The sequence below is a fragment of the Moraxella cuniculi DSM 21768 genome, assembly GCF_900156515.1.
Taxonomy (GTDB): domain Bacteria; phylum Pseudomonadota; class Gammaproteobacteria; order Pseudomonadales; family Moraxellaceae; genus Moraxella; species Moraxella cuniculi.
In genome coordinates this window covers 223,139-245,193 of sequence record NZ_FTNU01000002.1, presented here as the reverse complement: position 1 = coordinate 245,193, position 22,055 = coordinate 223,139, and the positions used below count along the sequence as shown (strand labels likewise).

Here is a 22,055-nt window from a genome sequence, read left to right as displayed (position 1 = left end):
GCACACACTGGCAATGGCTCAATCGCACCAGCCCAAAACAAGTTTGACACAGCCAAGGCAAGAGATTATGATAATCGCATAAGCATTCTTTTGTAAACAAACCAAAACCACAAGTAGATATAACAACAATACCATGCACAAACAAACCGCCCTTATCCACGACCCAAAAGCCGCTCCGATGGATATTAACACCATGCAACCGCCCGTGTATCACGCCTCAACCATCATCTTTGATAGCACCAAGGCGTTATTTAATCGCCACTGGACAGATCGCTATGACTACAGCTATGGCACGCACGGCACGCCAACCACTTATTTGCTCGCCGATCAAATCGCACGGCTAGAAGGCGGTCAGCACTGCCTATTGACCCCCAGCGGTCTGTCTGCGATAAGTTTGGTCAATACCGCTTTATTGACAACAGGCGATGAGGTCTGGATACCAGACAATGCTTACTCGCCCAATTTGGCTCACTTGCAACAACTACAGTCAAGCTATGGTATCAGCATAAAAATCTATCAACCACAAGATATTGACAGTTTTATGCCATCAAAGGCGTGCAAATTATTGTGGCTTGAGGCAGCAGGCTCAATTACCCTTGAGTTTCCCAATTTGCCTGCATTTATTCACAAGGCTCATCAGCATGGTGCTTGGGTGGCACTGGATAATACTTGGGGTGCGGCGGTGGCGTTTTGTCCTTTTGCTATCGATACGCTGGCGGTAGATATTTCGGTGCATGCACTCACCAAATACCCAAGTGGCGGTGGCGATGTACTAATGGGCAGCATTGTCAGCCATGATAACAAACTACATCAGCGACTCTTGCAGACGCATTCTGTCTTGGGGCTTAGTGTCTCTGGTGATGATTGTGCACGCATTTATCGCAGTCTGCCCAGTTTGCAGTTGCGTTATCAACAACAGTCCGCCACCGCTCAACAGCTGATGCACTGGCTAAAAAATCAACCACAATTCAGCCAAGTGCTACACCCTGCCAATCCAGACAGTGCTGGGCATGACGCTTGGCAAAAACTTTGCCCCAGCGGCTTGTCATCAGGGCTTGTGAGTGTGGTATTTGACAAACGCTATCGCTGGGCGGATGTTTGTCGTTTTTGTGATGCGTTGCGTTTGTTTCAACTGGGTTTTAGCTGGGGTGGTGCGACAAGTCTTGTGATGCTGTATGATATTAAAAAAATTCGCAGCCTGCCACAGACGCATTTGCAGGGCGATTATGTGGTGCGATTTAGCGTTGGGCTTGAGCATATTGATGATTTGACAGCAGATATTGCCGCTGCACTACTGGTGCTAAATTATGATGAAAAAGTGGCACAACCTTGATATAATCATCTCATCTAGCCAAAAGGAGCAAGTATGAATCCATTAAAACTAGGCATCATGGGAGCATCGGGTCGCATGGGGCGTATGCTGATTGAGGCCACCTTAGACAATCCTGATACCGCACTTGGTGGTGCGTATGTACGCAGCATTTCTAGCCTAATCGGTGCAGACGCTGGGGAATTTATTGGTGGTGAGCGTATCGGTGTCGCTCTTGCACCGCTTGATGTCACCAAGGTTGATGCACTGATTGACTTTAGCCTACCTGAAGCACTTGATGAAGTGCTATCACAATGTATCACGCACCGCATACCGCTAGTGATGGGGGTAACAGGCTTAAGCCAAGACCAAGAAGCCAAACTGACAGAAGCTGCCAAGCATATCGCCATCGTCTATGCTGGCAACTACTCAACAGGGGTAAATCTATCGCTGAACCTGCTTGCAACCACCGCTCGTGTGCTGGGGCTCGATGCCGATGTTGAAATCATCGAACATCACCACAAGCATAAGATTGACGCTCCCTCTGGCACGGCATTAATGATGGCAAATGCCATTGCTACCACACGAGGTCAGCAGCCAAATACCGTCATCAACCATGGTCGCTCAGGAGCTGCCAAACGAGTTGCTGGCGAAATTGGCATTCATGCAGTGCGTGGCGGTGAGATTATCGGTGAGCATACCGTGCAGTTTATTACCGCTGGTGAGATTATCGAAATCACGCACAAAGCCCAAAGTCGTGCCACCTTTGCCACAGGGGCGGTGCGTGCCGCTTTATGGGCAGCCAAGCAACCTGCTGGTCTGTATGATATGCAAGATGTTCTGGGGCTAAAATCTTAAGCACCGCCATGCCTACTGCTGATGGCGGTAGGCATTTTTCCATTATTATAGCAATCACAGCGTGGCATTTAGCCAAACCACAGCTCAATCACCCTATCCCAGCAAATCTTAAATTTATAATTCACAACCACAACGCACAGCAACACAATCACCATCAAATCAGCCTAGGTGCATAGTACCGCTCGCTTGGCATGAAGTCTAAAATTCCCACTACCAATATTATCTGCAATATACCCAGATAATCACTTATAAATGTAACATAATTACAATACAACTTGGCAAAGGCTGGATAAATTTTGAAAGATGCACAAACAGCATGGCAGATGATCTATTTTGTAATTTTTATGAGCAAGTCCGTACAGCCATTTCACCCAATAACAAAAATGGCACGATTTTTGACTTGCTACTTATTCATAATCCACCTTATCACCATCACTGTAATAAATAACAGGCGATTTTAATTTTAGAACTGTACTAGATTAACCCAAGCCCCACACCATTTTCTCAATCTTTAAGCTGATTAGATAGTGTATCATGGTTAAATCCAAACTCACATTCTTGGATAAAAAGCTGTCGGTATAAACAATGCTGCTGGGTTTGATTTTACTGGTAATAATAGGTATTAATGTGGTCAGCTTGGGTGTCTTAACAACAACGGTATAAGCCTTGCCATTGCGTTTTAAAAGACCAAATACAGCAGTTTTGCCGCCAGCACCGCGACCACGCTTGACTTTTTGAGTGCCACCTTTGTTATCCTCATCAGGTTCAATCTCACCATCAAATAATTAATTGGTTTCTTGGGTTAAATGATAGTCTATTACAAGTCTGATTTTTGATAAAATAAAGTTGCTGAACGAGCAGTTGCTTCAAGTACAAAAATTCAAGCAACTTTTTTAGGATTTTTTACTTATTTTACAATGGGTTATCTTTATAAAACCAGTATAATATATTTGCTAATCTAGCACGGCTCTTAATTTTATTATAAATTACTCACAACCAAAAAACCTTAGGGCGTTGTGTGGCACAAAGGTTAAATCAAACTGCTTTTGTTGATAGCGATAATCCAAAAATCCAATATGCCCACCAAAACGCGTATCCAGCAACTGCACACTTGACGAAACATCGCTTGGTTCGGCAGTTACCCCCAAAAATGGGTCATCTTTTGCGGTTATTATTAAGGTTGGTTTAACAATATCTGCCAAATAAGGCAATGCAGATGCCTTGCGATAATAGTCATTTTTTGAGCGATAGCCATGTCTGGGTGCGGTGAACGCATTATCAAAATCTGCCATGCGTTTGGCGGTTTTTAGCATGGTGATTTCGTCATCGGTCAGTTGATTTGCCAGTGCTTTTTTGACAATGGGGTTGAGCAAATATGGGGTATAAACACGGCGACCGAGCAATCTTTCCATCGCCACCGAAGCACTCGCCAAGTCCACAGGTGCAGAGACAACCACCGCCCGCTGAACAAGTGCATCAGCACCGTATTCGCCCATGTATTTTGCCAAAACATTACCGCCAAGCGATACGCCCATCGCATAAATTGTCGTAAATTGCTCGGTGAGCTGTGCCAAATTGTGCTGCACTTCTGCGGTGTCGCCTGCATTATAAAACACCTTGCCTGCCACTGCCACACCGCCACAAGAACGAAAATGCACCACCACAAAATGCCAACCCACCTCATGCACACATTGTGCCAGCGTGCGTGCGTAATGGCTCTGACTTGAGCCTTCCATGCCATGAAACAGCACCACCAGTGGCGTGCTGTATCTGCCTGTGGCATCTTTTTTTTCATCTGCCAACAAATAATCATAGGCAACATCGCTTTCATTGAGCGAATCTTTTACCAACACACGCTGATAATTGGGCGTATAACGCACCAAATAGCGTGGCAAAATGGTTTGTAAATGTGCATTACGAAGCCATATTGGCGGTGAAAATTGTTCGGCCATATCAGTCTCATTTATTTATATTTTCTAAAGAATAATTTGTAATAGCACAACCTGCATGATACATCGCAAGAAGGGTAGTTACTTATGTAGCTTGACGCAATTGCACCACCAAATCCCCCGTGCCGTCAGCTGTTGGCAACCCACGCCCAGTCAGCACAATATCAGCAGGACAATCCAAGCAGGCAGGGCTAATCAAAGTCAGCGAAAGCGGTGCTGGCAAAGTGATTTTTGCACCCTCCATCATCTGATGAGCAGTTAAATAAACCACATAATAAACATCAGCCCCTTTTAGCTGCACGCAAGGACTATCCAGCCAAATCCGCACACGCAACAACCGCTCGGCATATCGCACCTTGACAATCTCGCCTGCTCCAAGACCGCTTGGCAAATCCAGCTCAATTGTCTGCTCATGCCTTTGTTGCTGGGTGGTGATAGACACCTTGCCACCAAAATATGCGGTTTGCAAACCAATCCTGCAAACAATATCCGCCTGCTTGCCAGCCAAATGCGGCAATTGCTGATAAAAACGCTCAAACCGACCCCATGCCGCCATCACCGATTGTGCCGTCTGCATCATGCGACCTTGCAACTGCTTGCCAACCCCTGCCAACTGACTGTAGCGTCTATTTAGCCACTGCCGCTGTTGCACTTTGGCAAGATGTGCATCATAGGCTTGGCGAGTATTGGCGTCTTTTAAGGTGGCATAAGCAATATTGAGCCTGCTTGCCCAAGCATCATCGGCACCTCTGTCGGGGTGGTGCTGCGAAATTTTTTGGCGATATGCACGCTTAATGGTTGCTGTATCTGCGGTATAAGCAACCCCAAGTATCTGATAATAATCTGCTGTGGATTCGTCCATCTGCATTCACCAAAGTCATTCAGCCCAATTCACGCTCAAGCGTTTCAAGCTCGTCCATCGCAACCAAAAGCTCCTCTTCAATGGCGGCAATTTGTGATTTTAGTGCATTTTGCTCGTCCAGCTTCTCCAGCAAACGCTTTTTATTTGGCTCATCGTACAGCGAAGGTTCTGACAAATCATGCTCAATTGTCTGTAATTGCTCGCTGTGCTTTGTCAATTGCCCTTCAAGCGTGCTGATTTGCTTGCGTAATGGTGCGGTTTGTTCACGGATTTGGGCGTTTTTTTTGCGTCGCTCCTCCTTACTTAGCCCATCACCCTTGGGTGGCAAATCAGCGGTTGGTTGCTGCTTTATCACTGGCTGGGCATCTTGGGCATTTTGATGAGCTTGGCGAGCTTTTTTTAGATGCGTGCTATAATCGCTCATGTCTCCCTCAAAGACAGCCGCTCGCCCATCAGCCACCAACAGCAACTCATCACACACCGACAAGACCAAATCACGATCGTGCGACACCAAAATCAACGCACCTGAAAAATTTTGCAATGCCAACATCAAGGCATTACGCATCTGCAAATCCAAATGGTTGGTCGGCTCATCTAGCACCAAGACATTGGGTCGCTGCCACACAATCAACGCCAACATCAGCCTTGCTCGTTCACCACCAGAAAAGAACTTGCTTGGTGTATCGATTCGCTCTCCACGAAAATCAAAACTGCCCAAAAATGCACGCAATTTATCATCTGGCGTCTTGGCTGCAATGCGTCGCAATAGCAGCATTGGCGTGGCTTCATCGTCCAAACTGTCCATCTGATGCTGGTTAAAATACCCCAATTTGAGCGTCTGTGAGGATTTTTGCTCACCTGATAACAATGGCAACTCCCCCACCAATGCCTTGATGAGCGTTGATTTGCCTGCACCATTGGCACCCAAAATACCCAGTCGGCTGGCAGGCGTAATTTGTAAATTAACCCCTGTCAATAATGGCTTGCCCTGATAGCCAATGCTGGCATTATCAAGACAAATCAGCGGTGAAGACATCTGCTCTGGCTCATAAAAAGCAAATGAAAACTCACTATCAGCCATGACAGGACTTAGCTCGCTCATGCGGTCAAGCTGTTTGATGCGACTTTGGGCTTGTTTTGCTTTGGTTGCCTTGGCACGAAATCTACGGATATAATCTTGCAAATGCTCCTTGAGTGCTTGTTGCTTTTGGTAGGCTTGTTGCTGCTCGGCAAGTTGCCAAGCACGCATACGCACAAATTGGCTATAGTTGCCCGTATACAGCTTGATGCCGCCTTGCTCAATGTGCAAAATATGACCACAAACCGTGTCCAAAAAAGCCTGATCGTGGCTCACCACCAGCACCAAACCGTCAAACTTCAATAGCCATTCCTCAAGCCACAAAATAGCGTCCAAATCCAAATGGTTGGTCGGCTCATCTAGCAGCAACACCTCGGCTCGGTGCATGAGCGTGCGTGCCAAATTCAGTCGCATTCGCCAGCCACCAGAAAATGAAGCAACAAGCTCGGCGTGGTCAGATTCACGAAAGCCCAATCCCGCCAAGATGGTTGCCGCCTTGGCACGCGTGCGATAGCCATCAATCTCTTCATAACGCTGATATGCCACCGCGATTTGTTCTTCGTTCAGGCCTGCTTGCTGACCAAGCTGATTATCCAGCTCCCACCACTGGGCATCGCCAGACAGCACATAGTCCATCGCCGTCATATGCACCGCATGAATCTCTTGTGCCATGTGTGCAATCTGCCAAGTTGTCGGCAAATTCACCTCGCCAACATCGGTGCTGTGCTGCCCCAAAATGGTCGCAAACAAAGTGGATTTGCCCGTGCCATTTTTGCCCGTCAGGCCAATTTTTTGACCTTTGTGCAATTGCAAATTCACCTCATCAAACAGCAGCCGACCCTCTCGCCGCACTGCCACATTTTTAAACTCTATCATGAATCATCATCACCAAGGTGCAGTTTGTGCCATTGTAGCACATTTGATAATAGCCAAAAATCTAACAAAGACCGATTTTTGCCGAACCCATAATTAAGCATGGACAAGCTGTGCCAATAAGGCTTGCAGAGCAAGACCGCGATGGCTGATGGCATTTTTGGTGGATTTGTCCAATTCGGCGGCTGATTTATTCAGCGTTGGCACAAAAAATAACGGATCATAGCCAAAGCCGCCCTCGCCACGAGGTGATGGCAAAATCTGCCCTTGCCAGCGACCGATGGCAATAACTGGCATCGGATCATCAGCGTGCTGCACCAATGCCAAAGCACACACAAAAAATGCTTCTATCGGCACATCTGTGCGATAAGGCAACAGCTCATCGAGTAATTTTTGGTTATTGGCAGCATCATCACCATGCACGCCTGCATAGCGAGCTGAATAAATCCCCGGTGCATTGCCAAGCACAGGCACGCACAATCCAGAATCATCAGCAATCGCTGGCAGCCCACTGGCTTTGGCGGCATGGCGTGCTTTGATGATGGCATTTTCTACAAAACTGAGTCCATCTTCGACAGCGTCATCAATGCCCAAAGCCGCCTGATTGACGATGGTTAATTGTAAATTGGCACGATCAAACAATGCCTGAAACTCTGCCAATTTGCCTTGATTGTTGCTGGCAAGCACCCAGCAGTCATGCATCTGCATAAAAATCCTTAGTTAAGTTAATGATAAAAGCAAAATCCAATCATGGCTACAACGGCGACACCACTGCACTGATGGGCAGATGGTCAGATAAGTTTGACCATGGTATGCCTGCGTGTACCATCGCTGTCTGCACTGTCAAATTACGCACATAAATGCGATCTAGGCTAAGTAGCGGCAGCTTGGCAGGAAAAGTGGCAGGATAAGCACCGTGTGCCTGCACAAATGCCTCATTTAAACCCAGTGATGACAGTGCTTGGCAGGATTTTTTTGACCAATCATTAAAATCACCCGCCAGCACCAATGGCACATCACTGGGCAGAGTCTGCACATACTTGGCAATCGCTTGGTACTGCTTTTGCCTATCACGGTGCAACAAATTCAAATGCACGCACAGCACCACCAATGCCGTCTGCCAGCCATCAGGATACACCTCGCAGTGCAGCACTCCGCGTTTTTCTAGGCGATTGACGGTGATATTCAGATTGTGCTTGGGGTCAAGTGGGTGCCGCGATAACACCGCATTGCCATGATGACCGTGCTGATATTCGGCATTTTTACCATAGCTGACTTGTGTGGATAAAAATTCGCCAAACCATTCATGCTGACCACAGTCGGGAAATTCAGCAAAATTCATCGCACGCTTAAGATTTTGCCCCTGCACTTCTTGCAAGCACAACACATCAGCATTGAGCTGCTGTAGGGCGTTTTTCATGCCATCGAGTCGCAGCCAGCGGTTGGTTGGCGACATACCTTTGTGGATATTATAACTGGTGATGGTGATGGCGTTCATCGTGATTGGTTACTGATGGTTATTTTTGTTGGTTTGTCTGACAAATCATGTTGTTTAATTTGCTTGGCAAATATGGCGGCTTGGTAAATCATTTGTCAACCTCGCCCAGCAAAACTTCCTGCCAAACAGATGCCATTATACCACAATTGCCAAAAGATAAGGCAGCCAACGCTGGCAAACAACCATCAGCAAGCATATTTTGCCAAAAATCACCCAATCTTAGTCTCAAAGACCTTGCAAAATCGCAAACCGCACGCATTTAGCTATTGATAGAATTTGGTTTAATTTGGCACACACCGCCCATCTAACAAAACACAAGGAATACGCATGACTGATACCATCAATCTAACTGGCAGCCCGCTCAATGATAATCTGCACTTGGTTGATTTTGACAAGGCAACGCCAGAGACACTACAGGCACTGACCGAGCAAGCACTGCACGCCGCCAGCTGTCAGCTTGATAATATTGAGGCACGCCAAGATATGCCCGATGTCGCTACGGCGTTTGCCATCATTTCGTCCTTTGATGATGCCACTGCTCAGATTTGGCGTCATTTTGGCATTTTGTCGCACCTAAACAGTGTCGCAAGCACCGATGATATTCGCCACGCTCATCACGCATTATTGCCAAAATTGTCCGCCTTTGGTACTCGCACAGGTCAATCAACCGCCCTGTATCAGCTATACCAGTTGGTGCATGATGAGTTTGACAAGCTGCCAGACGAGCTACGCCATGATGCCCAAAAGCGTGCGATTAATAAGGGATTGCAAGAATTTGTCTTGTCAGGCGTGGCTCTTGATGACGAGAAAAAAAGCAAATTTGCCGCCATCGAAAGCCAGCTGTCTGTCAGCTGTGCCAAATTTGCCGACAATATCATGGACGCCACTTATCATTTTGCCCGTCCACTAAAGCAAGATGAGCTGTCAGGCATCAGCAGCAATGGCTTGGCGTTATTAAAGGCGGCAGGCGATGCCTATCGTGCCAAAAACCCAAACGCCAGCTTGCCCAGCGATTATGTGGCGACATTGGATATGCCTTGCTACTTGGCGGTGATGGAATTTGCCGACAACCGAGCCTTGCGAGAGCAATTATATCACGCCTACAATACGCGTGCCTCTGACCAAAGCCCCGATACCACCGAGTTTGACAATGCTGACTTGATGGTTGAAATTCTCACACTACGCAAACAAAAAGCCGAACTGCTTGGCATGAGCAACTACAGCGAGTATTCATTGGCAACCAAAATGGCTGACAGCAGTGCAGAAATTGAGCAGTTTTTATTGCAACTGTCTGCTGCCGCCAAACCAAAAGCCATCGCCGAACTTGCCGAATTGGAACAAGCTGCCAAAAAGTTTGGGCTGGACAAATTGCAAGCATGGGATATTGCCTATTTAAGCCAAAAAATCCGCCAAGAAAAATTCAACCTAAGCAGCGATGCCTTGCGTCCTTATTTTCCTTTGCCTGTGGTGCTTGATGGCTTATTTGACATTTGCAAAAGTCTGTTTGGCATTCGCTTTGTGCAGGCGGATAAAGCACATTTTTCAGCATGGCATGATGATGTGCTGTTTTATACCCTGTATGATGACGACAGCGATACGCTCTTAGGCGGTGTGTATCTTGACTTGTTTGCTCGTGCAGGCAAGCAAGGCGGTGCGTGGCTTGATGATTTCCAAAAACGCCAAATCAAAGACGGTAACACGCGTCTGCCTGTGTGCTTTATTGTTGGCAACTTCGCCCCACCGCTTGGCGACAAGCCGAGCCTATTGTCCTTTGATGAGGTCAATACCCTATTCCACGAATTTGGACACGCCCTACATCATCTTTTGACTCAGATTGATGTTGCTGCCATCGCAGGCATTAATGGCGTTGAATGGGACGCTGTCGAGCTGCCAAGTCAGTTTATGGAAAATTTTGCCATCACAGATGTTGGCATTGGTAAAATCAGTCGCCATATTGACAGTGGCGAGACACTGCCTGCGGACAAAAAAGACGCTCTCATCGCCGCCAAAAATTTCCAAACAGGCTTACAAACCCTACGACAAATGGAATTTGGCTTATTTGATCTAAGGCTACACAGCCAGCAATCAGACACCAGCCTAAGCTACCAAGACATCTTGCAAACCGCCAACACCATTCGTGATGAAATTGCCGTCATTACCCCGCCTGCCTATCAGCGAATGGGCAACGGCTTTAGCCATATTTTTGCTGGCGGTTATGCTGCAGGTTATTATTCGTACATCTGGGCAGAGGTGCTGTCGGCGGATGCTTTTGGCAAGTTTGAAGAAGATGGCATTTATAATGCCAAAACTGGCAGAGCCTTTAGACAAGAAATTCTCGCACAAGGCAGCCTAAGGGACGCCAAAGACAATTATTTGGCATTCCGTGGTCGTGCCGCCACAACCGATGCTTTGTTAAGACATCGTGGGTTGGTGGAATAATTCCTTGTATCTTAGACTGGCACTGATATCAATCATGCCAGTCGGCTCGCACCAAGCATTAACAAACACTGAAAATTAAGATTTTATTATTAATAACCAACTGACTATTATGCGTTATCAATCCACTCGCCCAAAGCGACAATTTCTTGCTGGTGTCTCATGCCCCAGCTGTAACCACACTGATACCATTGTGCAGGTGCAAATCTTTATTCCCAGCTTTGATGAATACATCGAATGCATCAACTGCAATCACCAAGAAAGACGGCCAAGCAAAGAGGACATCGCCACCATCAATCAGCCAGCCGACCAAAATGGTGTTGGTATTGTTAAGTTTAAATAAATAGCATCAGCAGCTTCTGTCAATTTTCTTGATTGCAAGATAACTTTGATTCTCTTCAGCTCATCAGAGATGCTCTGCCTGCAGCAATGATTGGTGTGCTTAGTTATACTCTCTTGCGTATCATAAAAATGGCAAGACATAACCACCGCACAGGGAATAAATTATTGTTGCTCAATCATGAAAATAAGATGCTGCTTATAGATGGTGCAACTTGGCTCATGCTGTGCTGTGTTATTTGGCTGATTTTTTCTTAGTTTATCCAGCGATAAATTATGGCTGGGATCGCAAAACCTAAAGTAAAGCCAATTGGCACTTTAAACCACTTCACAAACAACACCCTAAAACAAACTTTGTTGCCCCACTAAAAATTCAGGTTTGGGCTTTGTGCTAAATCCGAATTCTACCAAATAGCCTTTTAGACTTTCAATATTATAAAAAGAGTGGCTGTGGGTGGTGTTTTGAAAATAGAGATAAAGCTCATCAAATTCGCTTTTGCGTTGATTTAAAAACGCTGCCAACTGCTTTAATTCCGCTTCACTATAACGATAATCGTGGCGAGCTTTGGCGGATTGGGCTTGCCACCAATTTTGGTTGCGTCCGTGCAATCGCAAATAAGCGGTGCGTTGGTTGGCGTAAAAATGAAAGGCGGGCAAGCCGATATTCGGCGGATAATCGACATTGCACCAAATCAGATTTGGCTTGGCGTGGAAATAATCCAGCACCGATGGCGTATGCCAACTGGCGTGGCGAAATTCAATCGCAAGGGGGAAATCGCCAAACCACGAAACCAGTTCCGCCAGATAGTAACGATTGGCGGTTGTCCGCTCAAAGCTGGCTGGGAACTGCACAAATAAATTCGCCAAACAACCCTGTTCACGCAAGGGCTGTAAAACGTTCAAAAATCCTACCGCTTGCTCGGCAGTTGCGGTGCGTTTATGGCTAAAATCTTGATGTAATTTCACCGAAAATTGCAACCGCCCTTCCGCTTTTTCGAGCATACCTTGCAACGCCTTCTCCCCAATCGGGGCGTGAAAGGTGCTGTTAATTTCAACGGTGTCATAATGCTGGGCATAAATCGACAAAAAATCCGCCTTATCCGTCCCAAACGGATAAGGCGTCCCGATTAAGTCTGTATCAGCATAACCGCCTGTGCCGAGGTGGATTTGGGGATTGTTCCTCATTAATTTATATTCCCAGCAGCAAAATTTAATATTATGCTTTCATCACTCTTGTCTCTTGCCATTTGAGATGAATAACAAAAGCTAATAGCAGGATCATTTTCAAAATACTCAAACAATCTAGGTCTTAACAGCTTGGTTTTATCTGAGTTAAATTCTGAACGCCTTCCTATTCTTGTTACCCCAAAACAATAAATTTTGTTAGGGTCTTGAGAATCGCTTTTGCTTAATGAATTAATCATTGCCCTTTTTGTAATATCTTGTGCATTATCAGGCATTTCTGTAGGGATAAAGTGTCCTAAATTTTCAGTAAATTGCCTAATAATATCGCCCAAATTATTAGCATACTTTATTCCAAAATATTCTCTTAATCTCCTTGCATCTATAATTAGCCCATTGGAATTAGCTTCAACTTCTAAATCGTTGTTTAAATCATCAGCCCTCATAAAATGTAATTTAACCAAAGCATATTCATTTTGACGAGTTTCATTACCAACGAATCTTTTTACCAAAACAACATAATTTATTTCCTTATATTGAAATTGGAAACCACATATCGTCCAATCTTTTTCAATCATATCATCTCTTAAGAGTCTAAGATTTTCTAACATTATTCTTCCTTACATTATCCAAAGTTAAAAATACAATAACAAGCAATTTAACCCCAGCTGACAATCAAACCAACAAAAAACCAGCTCAAAATTAGAGCTGGTTTTTAGCTTAAATCAATTACTTGCGTTTTTTACGCTGAATTGCATGAATTGCACGACCATCAGCAGACAATGCCGCCTCATGAACCGCTTCTGATACCGTTGGGTGAGCAAAAGTCATCAATTGCAAATCTTCGATACTAGAAACAAACTCCATCGCAATCATGCCCTGATGAACAATCTCGCCTGCACCCACAGCAACAGCGTGCATACCCAGCAGACGATCAGTCTTGGCATCGGCAACAACCTTAATCAGACCCACGCCCTCGCCCTGTGCCAAAGCACGACCATTGGCAGCCAAGCTAAATGAGCCAGTTTTCACCTCATAGCCTTTTTCGATAGCAGCTTGCTCTGACAGCCCCACCCATGCAATCTCTGGGTGCGTATAGATAACGCTGATGATGGTGTCATAGTTCACCTGTGCTTTTTCGCCGTGAATGCGTTCGGCCGCCATCATGCCCTCTTCCATGGCTTTGTGGGCAAGCATTGGACCACGCACCAAATCACCGATGGCATATACGCCGTCTAGGTTGGTTTTGCACTGATCATCAACTGCCACCAAGCCACGCTCGGTCAGCTCAATGCCACAACCCTCTGCAAGTAGCTTCTCGCTATACGCACGGCGACCAACACAAACGATCAGCTTGTCAAAAGTCTCAGTCTTGGTCTCGCCCTTGACATCTGTGGTAACAACCACTTCACCATTGACCACTTCAGCATTGGTAACTTTGGTATCCACACGGATATCCAAGCCTTGTTTTTTCAGTAATTTGGCAGCTTCTTTGGAGATTTCTTTGTCCGCCACTGCCAAAAATTCTGGCATTGCTTCATAAACCACCACTTCAGCACCCAAGCGACGCCACACCGAACCAAGCTCAAGTCCGATAACGCCCGCACCAATCACGCCCAAGCGTTTTGGCACTTCGCTAAATTCCAATGCCCCTGTTGAATCAACGATATACTCGCCGTCAGTCTTGGCAACTGGAATCTCGATTGGCACAGAACCTGCCGCCAAAATTACATATTTTGCGGTGATTGTGGTCTCTTCGCCCTCAAGCGGTGCAAATTTTACTTGTTTTTGCTCGCCCTTGCCGTCAAGTAGCGTACCCCAGCCTTGCAACCAGTCAATGCCATTACCCTTAAGCAAACCTGCTACACCAGCTGTCAGACCTTTCACCACAGCGTCTTTACGCTCAAGCATTTTGGCAATGTCAATTTGCACATCACCTGTTGTGATGCCATGATCGGCAAGCTCATGCTTGGTTGCCTCATAACGATGCGAGCTGTCAAGCAACGCCTTTGATGGAATACAACCAACATTCAAGCAAGTGCCGCCCAATGCTGGCTCACCTTTATGAACACGCTTTTCGATACAAGCCACGCTCAGACCAAGCTGTGCTGCACGGATTGCGGCTTCGTAGCCACCAGGACCACCACCAATAACAACCAAGTCGTATGAATTTTTCATAATTTTCTCTTTTTTGTTAATTTAAAACACGCAAAGAATTGCCAGTACAATCCAGCAATTCTTTGTAACACGCTCAAGCAATTAGATCTTATAGATCTAACAATAGCATTGATGGATCTTCAATCAGCTCTTTGATTGTTACCAAGAATTGCACCGCTTCTTTACCATCAATGAGACGATGGTCATAAGACAAGGCAAGATACATCATTGGCAAAATCACCACTTCGCCATTTACCGCCATTGGGCGTTCATTGATGGCGTGCATACCCAAAATCGCAGTCTGTGGTGGGTTGATGATTGGTGTAGATAACAACGAACCAAACACACCTCCATTGGTGATGGTAAATGTACCGCCTGTCATCTCATCAATAGACAGTCTGCCTTCGCGAGCCTTGATGGCATAATCACGAATGCCTGCCTCGACATCTGCCATGCTCATGCGGTCAGTATCACGCAGTACAGGCACAACCAAGCCACGATCGCTTGATACCGCTACGCCAACATCATAAAAACCATGATAAATAATATCATCGCCATCAATAGAGGCGTTTACCGCTGGGAAGCGTTTTAGGGCCTCTGTTGCCGCTTTCACAAACAGCGACATAAAGCCAAGTTTAACACCATGGCGTTTTTCGAAACGGTCTTTATATTTTGCACGCAAATCCATCAACGGCTTCATGTTCACCTCATTAAAGGTGGTTAGCATGGCAGTTTCTTGGGTTGCTGATAGCAGACGCTCTGCGATACGCTTACGCAAGCGAGTCATTGGCTCACGCTTTTCGATACGCTGACCAACCGCTGTGGCAATCACTTGACCATTGTCAGATTTTAAGGTTGGATTAACCATATCAGACTTGGTTACACGACCGCCACGACCACTGCCCTGTACATCGGCAGGATTGATGCCTGTTTCTTTGGCAGCCTTACGCACCGCTGGGCTTTGGTCTTTGTACTCTTCTTCTTTGGCATCGCTCTTTGGCTGTACAGGAGCAGCAACCGATGCTGGATCTACGGTAGTATTACCATCAGCCTGATCTTCGCTGGCAACCTTAGCCTCACCAGCAGCCACAGCACCCGCCTCAAAAGTTGCAACAACTTCGGCAGACAACACAGTGTCATCAACATTTTTGACAATGCTGGTAATCACGCCGTCATCAGGTGCAACGATTTCTAGCACAACTTTATCAGTCTCAACTTCAGCCAACAGCTGATCTCGGCTCACCGCTTCGCCTTCTGCGACATGCCATTCAACAATCGTACCATCTGGCACTGACTCTGGAAATACAGGGGCTTTAATTTCAGCCATAATAAACTCCTTGAAAGTTTATAAATCATTAAAAATTAGTTTAATTCATTTAACAATATCAGCCAAAGCGACCACCGCTTCGGCTGAAGTTGTGTTATTTCAACTCATCAACAGTTACACCCAATGCAGCTGCAATTAGGGCTTTTTGTTGCTCTGCGTGCAATTTTGGCGAGCCAGTTGCAGGTGCGGCAGCAGCAGGGCGTGCCGATGGTGGCACAATCTTCGCTTTGGTTGGTGCTGGCACCACAATGCGGAACAATTCAGGAGCAAGATAATACCACGCACCTTGATTCAGTGGCTCTTCTTGTGCCCAAATAATCTCTTGCAAGTTTGGATATTTGGCAATTTCGTCCAAAATGCGTTGTTCTGGCAGAGGATATAATTGCTCAATACGCACGATGGCAATATGCTCTTGGCTTAGTTTGCGGCGTTGTTCAAGCAAATCATAATACACTTTGCCACCACACAACACAAGGCGTGTTACCTGTTCAGGGTTGATGGCATCAATCTCTGGCAAGACGGTTTCGAACTTGCCGACTGCCAACTCATCAAGTGTCGAAGTAGCAAGCGGATGACGCAATAAGCTCTTAGGCGACATCACCACCAATGGCTTGCGAATTGGACGCACCACCTGACGACGCAACGCATGGAATATCTGTGCTGGCGTGGTTGGGGTAATCACCTGCATATTGTCTTCGGCACACAACTGCAAGAACCGCTCAAGTCGTGCTGATGAATGCTCAGGACCTTGACCCTCAAAGCCATGTGGCAACAACATAACCAAGCCACACACACGCTGCCACTTGGTCTCACCGCTTGAGATGAACTGGTCAATCACCACCTGTGCACCATTAACAAAGTCGCCGAACTGTGCCTCCCAGACAATCAAGGCATTTGGCACTGTGGTCGCATAGCCATATTCAAATGCCAATACCGCCTCTTCGGACAACAGTGAGTTATAGGTAGCAAAGCGAGCTTGGTTTGGTGAAATATGCTGCAACGGAATGTACATACTGCCATCGGTCATGTTGTACAATTCAGTATGGCGATGCGAGAAAGTACCACGACCCACATCTTCGCCCGTGATACGCACCAATGCCCCTTCGTCAGCAAGGCTGGCATATGCCAAAGTCTCAGCAGCCCCCCAGTTCAGCGGCTCTTCGCCTGTTTGCATGGCAAGGCGTTGCTCCAGCACTTTGGCAACTTGACGCTGCAATACAAAGCCCTCTGGCACTTTTGCCATCGCTTGCCCATATGCTTTTAGCTTATCAATATCAACACCTGTTTGCCAATCATCAACCAGCTGATGACCCAGATATGGCTGCCAATCTACAAACAACTGCGTATCTGGCTCGCTGACCAAACCGCCAGCCACAAAGTCGCCACGGTCAAGTGATTCGCGATAATCGTCCTCGGACTTCGCCCCTTCGGCTGCTGTGATAACGCCTTCTTTGATTAGCTTGTCAGCATATTGGGTACGAGTGGTTGGTAATTTTTTGATGACGCTATACATCAGTGGCTGTGTTGCTGATGGCTCATCAGACTCATTATGTCCATTGCGGCGATAGCAAACAATATCAATCACCACATCTTTGCCAAATTCACGGCGATAATCCACCGCCAATTGTGATGCAAACACCACCGCTTCGGGGTCATCACCATTGACATGGATAATCGGTGCATTCACCATCTTGGCAACATCGGTACAATACTCGGTTGAACGAGCGTCCTCAATGCGTGAAGTCGTAAAACCAACTTGGTTGTTGATGACAATATGCACCGTGCCGCCTGTTTTGTAGGCACGGGTTTGCGACATTTGAAAAGTTTCTTGATTGACGCCCTGACCTGCAAAAGCAGCATCGCCATGCACCACCAGCGGCATCACGGTACTGCTGTCAATCTCAAAGCCGTATTGCTCTGAGCGACGAGCCTGTCTGGCACGCACCGAACCTTGTAATACAGGTGAGACAATCTCCAAATGCGATGGGTTAAATGCCAATGCCAAGTGCATCTCACCGCCTGGTGTCATGACATTTGAACTAAAGCCATTATGGTATTTGACATCGCCCGAGCCTTGTGTTGGCTGTACTTTGCCATCAAACTCATCAAACAAATCGCTGGGGTTTTTGCCCAAGATATTGACCAACAGGTTCAAACGACCACGGTGTGCCATGCCGATGACAACTTCTTTTGAGCCATAACCACCTGCACGCTGCACCATTTCATGCACCGCAGGGATAAAGCTCTCACCACCTTCCAGACCAAAACGCTTTACGCCCGTGTATTTGCGTGCCAAATATTTCTCAAGCCCTTCGGCGGCCGTTAGGCGTTCTAGGATTTCTAGCTTTTTGGCTTTATCAAACTGGATATGACCGCGTGATGATTCAATATAATTTTCAAACCAGCGTTTTTCTTCTGTGGTAAAGACATGCATATATTCATAGCCAATGCTTTGGCAATACACACGCTCCAAAACCTCAATAATCTCACGCAAGGTCGCTTCAGATTTGCCGATGAGCAAATCATTGGTCGGGAAGGTTGCCGCCAAATCAGACTCATCAAGCCCATGATATGCCAAAGTCAGCTCGGCAATTACTGGGGTAGGCTGCAATCCCAATGGGTCTAGATTTGCCTTGCGATGGCCACGACGGCGATAAGCAGAAATCAGTTGCTGTACTGCCATCTGCTTAGGGCTATACTCACCTGCTTGTGCTGCTGGTGCCGCCGTTTGGTTGGTTTGGTTGCGAGCAAGCAACAAAAATTGCTCTTTGATGGCGTTATGCGGTGCATCATTATCTTGGCGATAATCAGCAAAATATCGCTGCCAATCCTCACTTACGCTTTGGCTGTCCGCCAAATACTCCTCATAAAGGGCTTCGATATAAGCCGCACCATCGGCTGTCAGTTCGGTGCTTTGATAAGCAACCGTATCTTTGCTATTTTTTGTCATGACCTACCACTCTTTGGTTGTTGTCATTTGCCCAATAATTGAGCAAATTTCCCTCTGGCTATTTACAATACGCACATTTGATATAGTTTACGCCATTTGGGCAAAGATAACAAGGGTAAGCGTGATTTTTCATTCAAACAAACTTCTCTCTACATCACGCCAGCTAAAATTTGGGTAAAGAAATCAAAAATTGATAAAAACACTTGAATCAAGATATTTTTTGCTAGGATAAAACTGTTCTTAATGGATTAGGGCATGATTTCATTGAGTTCTATTCATTTAGAACGCTTGGCAATTTAATTGATTTTGGTTTCATATGGAAATTTCAAATCCATCATCAAGTCTATATTTTGACAAGAAAACTACTGGTAATTTGTTCCAGTATTATGTGTCAAAAATGGTTCAATTCCTGCACCACTCATGATTGATGGTTGCAGTTGAAAAATTAGACTAAATTGCTGGCTCAATAGACGATTGGATTGCTCAATCATCTTTGCAAAGCACTCAAAAGGATATTGATAGGAAAAATTTGATTTATGGGATATATCCAAAACCCCTGATGAAATCTCAACAAATCAAGAAGAGACATTACAAGCAAAACAACTATTAAACGACTATCTGCAGGAAGTATCAAATGCTCAATAACCGTGCTTTGCTTGTCAGCATATCACTGGTGCTTATCCAGCAGCTGCTATTGGGTGCATCTACTTATTTGATTGCCAATGCAGGGGCTTATCTTGCTGCCCAAGATACCCAAGCTGCGGTGCAGGCGATGTGCTACTTTTTTATGCTGGCATTGACAGCGTATTTGGTCAGCGGTGTGGATAAGCTGGTTGTTGTGCGTGCCAAGCAGCATATTTGTACAGAATATTTCATTCGATTTTTAATAAAATACATAACAATCAAGGCTATAACAGCAAACACGGCAAAATACAAACAATCGCTTGGCTATCGGGCGAGGTACGCCAAACCTTAACCGCCGTCATTGATTTTATCAATCAAGCATGGTCGCTGTATTTACATATTCTCATCACTTTTTTGGTGTTTTATCAGACAGTGGGAGCTGTGATTAGCCTTATTATTCTTGCCTGTTTTGCTCTGTCTGCCCTATTGGTACTGACAAGTCGGCAACGCATACAAACGCTAAGCCACACCAACCAAGCCGATAATATCAAGCTCAACGAAGCACTGCCTGTGCAGTGGGATTATGTCCTATTTGGTAATGCGAGCCGCCATCATCGCTTGCTTGATGCTGCCCTTAATGGTTATTTTGGCAGCTTGCGGCGGTATGTCCGCCTTGAGCAAGTCATCGCCCCTGTTGCCGTGTGCGTACTGGCAATGGTTGGTTATTTACCCATCGCTGATGTGCCACTTGTACAACTGGCGATGATGGTGGCGGTACTGCCTCGAGCATTACAACTACTCGGCAGTGTACATACTGTTGCCACCATCAATACCCAGTTTAATTTTATTAAAAATAAATATCAAGGCGTGGTTAATTTTCTGCCCGCTTATCGTGATTTGGCTACTCACATTCAGCCTGATAAGCTCCAAATTTACTCAAATCGACAACAAACCACACTCACGCTCGAGGCATTATTTGACACAATTAGCCGTCCAGCTGGCACGCACCCAGACCGCATACGCCTGACAGGGGCGAATGGTGCTGGCAAATCCTCCCTGCTTAAATTATTAAAGCAACACAATCCAGCTGCCGCGCTCATCACCCCAGACAGTGATTTTCAGTATACGACAGCCGCACTATCCACAGGACAAGAGCAACTGCTTAGATTGACCGAGCTTATCCATGACCCACAAAATACCATACTGCTGCTTGATGAATGGGACGCCAATTTGGACGATTATCATCTCACCGTGCTTAATCAGCAGCTTGCAGCACTTGCCAAAGACAAGCTGATTATCGAGGTTCGCCACCATCAGGGTGGCCAGTTAGGCGGTTTTTGCCAACAACAGCCAACCTGTCGCTAAGGTAGCAAATAACGCCAAAATTCCCACCGTCCCACCATATCCCACAAAACCGCTTATCATCAAAATTAAGGCAGCGATGATATTGCCAGCCCTGCCTGTTAGCGAAAAGGCACTTAAATAGATGCCAGCATTTTTATCGCCAATGCCATTGGCATAAATAGTCTTGATGCCCACCACTGATACAAAATAAAAAACAATCACCAAAGCAGATACCATATAAAATAAGTACTCATTATCAATCACCAAAAATAGCAACACAAACAGTAATCCGTATAAAAATGTTGTCCATAACATGGTGGTGTAGCGGGCGATTTTTTTGATAAATCCCAATAATGCCAGTCCAGCAACCAAAACAACCACACCGCTTATCGTTCTTGAAAAAGACAAAAGCTGTGAGCCATTATTAAGCCCGCTCAGATATGCTGGCAAAAATTGGCTTAAAGAAAAAAATAAACTGTGAATAAAAACTGATGATAACAGCAAATATGTCGCTGATTTGTCGTCCAAGATTCTGGAAAATTGGTTGTTTTTTGTGGGCGTTTTGGCTTGAGAATCAGTCGATTGCCCTGCCAGCCGATTGTGCGATAATTGAGCAAAACCAAAAAAATAAAGCAAAAATATCAAAAAAGAAAACGCAGACAACACATAAATCAGTATATTTAAACCATAACTATAAAAAAATCCTCCCAGCAACGCCCCCAAAGGAGCAGCCAGACCGTTCATTAGCCCACTAAGCTGGTACAAAACGGCTCGGTTTTCGTTTGTTGTCAGCTCAAAAACAAATACCTCGCCAAAGGGAACTAGGTAGCTAAATATCACATTTTTTAACAAATAAAGCAGTATAAAAACGATGCTATTTACAAAAATAGCCATCAAAAGCACCGCAATGAACTGCACAAATTCACCCCAGATTAAGGCATTTTTGATATTTTGGCTGGCAACCGCTTTGCCTCCATAACCATTAAAAAATGTCCCCAATGCCAAAATTGCAAAAGCAATCGCACCTGCCAAAAATTCCCCTTCTTGCAGCACCAAAAACATCATCACAAAAGGTATCATGCCTTCTGTAACAAGCTTTTGCAAAAAACTTGCCAATAAACGCATCTTGAGAGGGTAACAAAGCGTGTTGATATCATTGATAATATTTTGTACAAACCGCACAATCACGCCTCCGTTTTATTGTAAAAATCCTTTATTGATTAATAATAAATAAAAAACAATTTTAATTGATAATTATACGCCGACACA

General features: G+C 45.6%; 17 protein-coding genes and 1 pseudogene. 6 read left to right on the top strand and 12 right to left on the bottom strand.

Translation table 11 applies throughout. From position 1 onward, the window contains the following. The first annotated feature begins 133 nt into the window (after nucleotides 1-133). Both BW928_RS02720 and dapB read left to right on the top strand, forming a co-directional pair. Nucleotides 134-1,333 (top strand): PLP-dependent transferase, encoded by a 1,200-nt coding sequence (locus BW928_RS02720; RefSeq protein ID WP_076554691.1) that lies wholly within the window; start codon nucleotides 134-136, stop codon nucleotides 1,331-1,333. Between the two features lie 33 nt (nucleotides 1,334-1,366). After that, a complete protein-coding gene (gene dapB, locus BW928_RS02715) occupies nucleotides 1,367-2,167 on the top strand; it encodes a 4-hydroxy-tetrahydrodipicolinate reductase (RefSeq protein ID WP_076554690.1) in 801 nt (266 codons plus the stop codon). A 524-nt stretch (nucleotides 2,168-2,691) separates the two neighbouring features. On the opposite strand, the pseudogene BW928_RS11295 reads toward dapB, so the two are convergent. From BW928_RS11295 to BW928_RS02685, 6 genes and pseudogenes are all read right to left on the bottom strand, one after another. Continuing rightward, nucleotides 2,692-3,099: pseudogene (locus tag BW928_RS11295) on the bottom strand (transposase); the annotation flags it as partial. Between the two features lie 54 nt (nucleotides 3,100-3,153). Beyond that, nucleotides 3,154-4,119, bottom strand: a complete 966-nt coding sequence (locus tag BW928_RS02705; RefSeq protein WP_076554689.1) for a YheT family hydrolase — start codon at nucleotides 4,117-4,119, stop codon at nucleotides 3,154-3,156. Nucleotides 4,120-4,201: 82 nt separating this feature from the next. Next, the gene (locus BW928_RS02700) at nucleotides 4,202-4,978 is read right to left on the bottom strand and encodes a J domain-containing protein (protein WP_076554688.1); all 777 of its coding nucleotides are present in this window, start codon (nucleotides 4,976-4,978) and stop codon (nucleotides 4,202-4,204) included. A gap of 19 nt (nucleotides 4,979-4,997) precedes the next feature. Further along, entirely contained in the window at nucleotides 4,998-6,932 is a 1,935-nt protein-coding gene (locus tag BW928_RS02695) for an ABC-F family ATP-binding cassette domain-containing protein (RefSeq protein ID WP_076554687.1), read from the bottom strand. 93 nt (nucleotides 6,933-7,025) lie between these two features. Continuing rightward, on the bottom strand, nucleotides 7,026-7,637 hold the full coding sequence (rdgB, locus tag BW928_RS02690) for an RdgB/HAM1 family non-canonical purine NTP pyrophosphatase (protein WP_076554686.1): 612 nt from the start codon (nucleotides 7,635-7,637) through the stop codon (nucleotides 7,026-7,028). 46 nt (nucleotides 7,638-7,683) lie between these two features. After that, nucleotides 7,684-8,427, bottom strand: a complete 744-nt coding sequence (locus tag BW928_RS02685) for an endonuclease/exonuclease/phosphatase family protein (RefSeq protein ID WP_076554685.1) — start codon at nucleotides 8,425-8,427, stop codon at nucleotides 7,684-7,686. Between the two features lie 327 nt (nucleotides 8,428-8,754). Here BW928_RS02685 and BW928_RS02680 point away from each other — a divergent pair, with 327 nt between their 5' ends. Together BW928_RS02680 and BW928_RS02675 are read left to right on the top strand one after the other, a co-directional pair. Next, a complete protein-coding gene (locus tag BW928_RS02680; RefSeq protein WP_076554684.1) occupies nucleotides 8,755-10,866 on the top strand; it encodes a M3 family metallopeptidase in 2,112 nt (703 codons plus the stop codon). Between the two features lie 109 nt (nucleotides 10,867-10,975). Continuing rightward, complete coding sequence (locus BW928_RS02675) at nucleotides 10,976-11,206, top strand: YheV family putative metal-binding protein (RefSeq protein ID WP_076554683.1); 231 nt, start codon at nucleotides 10,976-10,978, stop codon at nucleotides 11,204-11,206. A 338-nt stretch (nucleotides 11,207-11,544) separates the two neighbouring features. On the opposite strand, the gene BW928_RS02665 is transcribed toward BW928_RS02675, so the two are convergent. The 5 genes from BW928_RS02665 to BW928_RS02645 all read right to left on the bottom strand — a co-directional run bounded on the left by BW928_RS02665 (nucleotide 11,545) and on the right by BW928_RS02645 (nucleotide 18,818). Further along, the gene (locus BW928_RS02665; RefSeq protein WP_076554681.1) at nucleotides 11,545-12,387 is read right to left on the bottom strand and encodes a DUF72 domain-containing protein; all 843 of its coding nucleotides are present in this window, start codon (nucleotides 12,385-12,387) and stop codon (nucleotides 11,545-11,547) included. Beyond that, on the bottom strand, nucleotides 12,387-12,995 hold the full coding sequence (locus BW928_RS02660; RefSeq protein ID WP_076554680.1) for a DUF6037 family protein: 609 nt from the start codon (nucleotides 12,993-12,995) through the stop codon (nucleotides 12,387-12,389). Before BW928_RS02660 ends, BW928_RS02665 begins: the two co-directional genes overlap by 1 nt. A 118-nt stretch (nucleotides 12,996-13,113) precedes the next feature. After that, nucleotides 13,114-14,562 carry a dihydrolipoyl dehydrogenase gene (gene lpdA / locus BW928_RS02655; protein ID WP_076554679.1) on the bottom strand — a complete coding sequence of 483 codons (1,449 nt, stop codon included), beginning with the start codon at nucleotides 14,560-14,562 and terminating at the stop codon, nucleotides 13,114-13,116. Between the two features lie 88 nt (nucleotides 14,563-14,650). Further along, nucleotides 14,651-15,868 (bottom strand): 2-oxoglutarate dehydrogenase complex dihydrolipoyllysine-residue succinyltransferase, encoded by a 1,218-nt coding sequence (gene odhB / locus BW928_RS02650; RefSeq protein ID WP_076554678.1) that lies wholly within the window; start codon nucleotides 15,866-15,868, stop codon nucleotides 14,651-14,653. Nucleotides 15,869-15,962: 94 nt separating this feature from the next. Continuing rightward, entirely contained in the window at nucleotides 15,963-18,818 is a 2,856-nt protein-coding gene (locus BW928_RS02645; RefSeq protein WP_076554677.1) for a 2-oxoglutarate dehydrogenase E1 component, read from the bottom strand. Nucleotides 18,819-19,452: 634 nt separating this feature from the next. Between BW928_RS02645 and BW928_RS02640 the strand changes: the two genes are divergently transcribed. Continuing rightward, nucleotides 19,453-19,794, top strand: a complete 342-nt coding sequence (locus tag BW928_RS02640) for a hypothetical protein (RefSeq protein ID WP_076554676.1) — start codon at nucleotides 19,453-19,455, stop codon at nucleotides 19,792-19,794. Next, nucleotides 19,677-20,807 (top strand): ATP-binding cassette domain-containing protein, encoded by a 1,131-nt coding sequence (locus tag BW928_RS02635; protein ID WP_143821455.1) that lies wholly within the window; start codon nucleotides 19,677-19,679, stop codon nucleotides 20,805-20,807. The genes BW928_RS02640 and BW928_RS02635 overlap by 118 nt, the downstream gene beginning before the upstream one ends. Here the strand turns inward: BW928_RS02635 and BW928_RS02630 are convergent. Beyond that, complete coding sequence (locus BW928_RS02630) at nucleotides 20,769-21,890, bottom strand: MFS transporter (RefSeq protein ID WP_158078429.1); 1,122 nt, start codon at nucleotides 21,888-21,890, stop codon at nucleotides 20,769-20,771. The genes BW928_RS02635 and BW928_RS02630 overlap by 39 nt on opposite strands. Between the last annotated feature and the right edge of the window lie 165 nt (nucleotides 21,891-22,055).

Bases quoted from the DNA above. Each gene is read 5' to 3' on its own strand.
- BW928_RS02720 (WP_076554691.1), top strand. From the start codon at position 134: ATGCACAAACAAACCGCCCTTATCCACGACCCAAAAGCCGCTCCGATG.
- dapB (WP_076554690.1), top strand. From the start codon at position 1,367: ATGAATCCATTAAAACTAGGCATCATGGGAGCATCGGGTCGCATGGGG.
- BW928_RS02705 (WP_076554689.1), bottom strand. From the start codon at position 4,119: ATGGCCGAACAATTTTCACCGCCAATATGGCTTCGTAATGCACATTTA.
- BW928_RS02700 (WP_076554688.1), bottom strand. From the start codon at position 4,978: ATGGACGAATCCACAGCAGATTATTATCAGATACTTGGGGTTGCTTAT.
- BW928_RS02695 (WP_076554687.1), bottom strand. From the start codon at position 6,932: ATGATAGAGTTTAAAAATGTGGCAGTGCGGCGAGAGGGTCGGCTGCTG.
- rdgB (WP_076554686.1), bottom strand. From the start codon at position 7,637: ATGCAGATGCATGACTGCTGGGTGCTTGCCAGCAACAATCAAGGCAAA.
- BW928_RS02685 (WP_076554685.1), bottom strand. From the start codon at position 8,427: ATGAACGCCATCACCATCACCAGTTATAATATCCACAAAGGTATGTCG.
- BW928_RS02680 (WP_076554684.1), top strand. From the start codon at position 8,755: ATGACTGATACCATCAATCTAACTGGCAGCCCGCTCAATGATAATCTG.
- BW928_RS02675 (WP_076554683.1), top strand. From the start codon at position 10,976: ATGCGTTATCAATCCACTCGCCCAAAGCGACAATTTCTTGCTGGTGTC.
- BW928_RS02665 (WP_076554681.1), bottom strand. From the start codon at position 12,387: ATGAGGAACAATCCCCAAATCCACCTCGGCACAGGCGGTTATGCTGAT.
- BW928_RS02660 (WP_076554680.1), bottom strand. From the start codon at position 12,995: ATGTTAGAAAATCTTAGACTCTTAAGAGATGATATGATTGAAAAAGAT.
- lpdA (WP_076554679.1), bottom strand. From the start codon at position 14,562: ATGAAAAATTCATACGACTTGGTTGTTATTGGTGGTGGTCCTGGTGGC.
- odhB (WP_076554678.1), bottom strand. From the start codon at position 15,868: ATGGCTGAAATTAAAGCCCCTGTATTTCCAGAGTCAGTGCCAGATGGT.
- BW928_RS02645 (WP_076554677.1), bottom strand. From the start codon at position 18,818: ATGACAAAAAATAGCAAAGATACGGTTGCTTATCAAAGCACCGAACTG.
- BW928_RS02640 (WP_076554676.1), top strand. From the start codon at position 19,453: ATGCTCAATAACCGTGCTTTGCTTGTCAGCATATCACTGGTGCTTATC.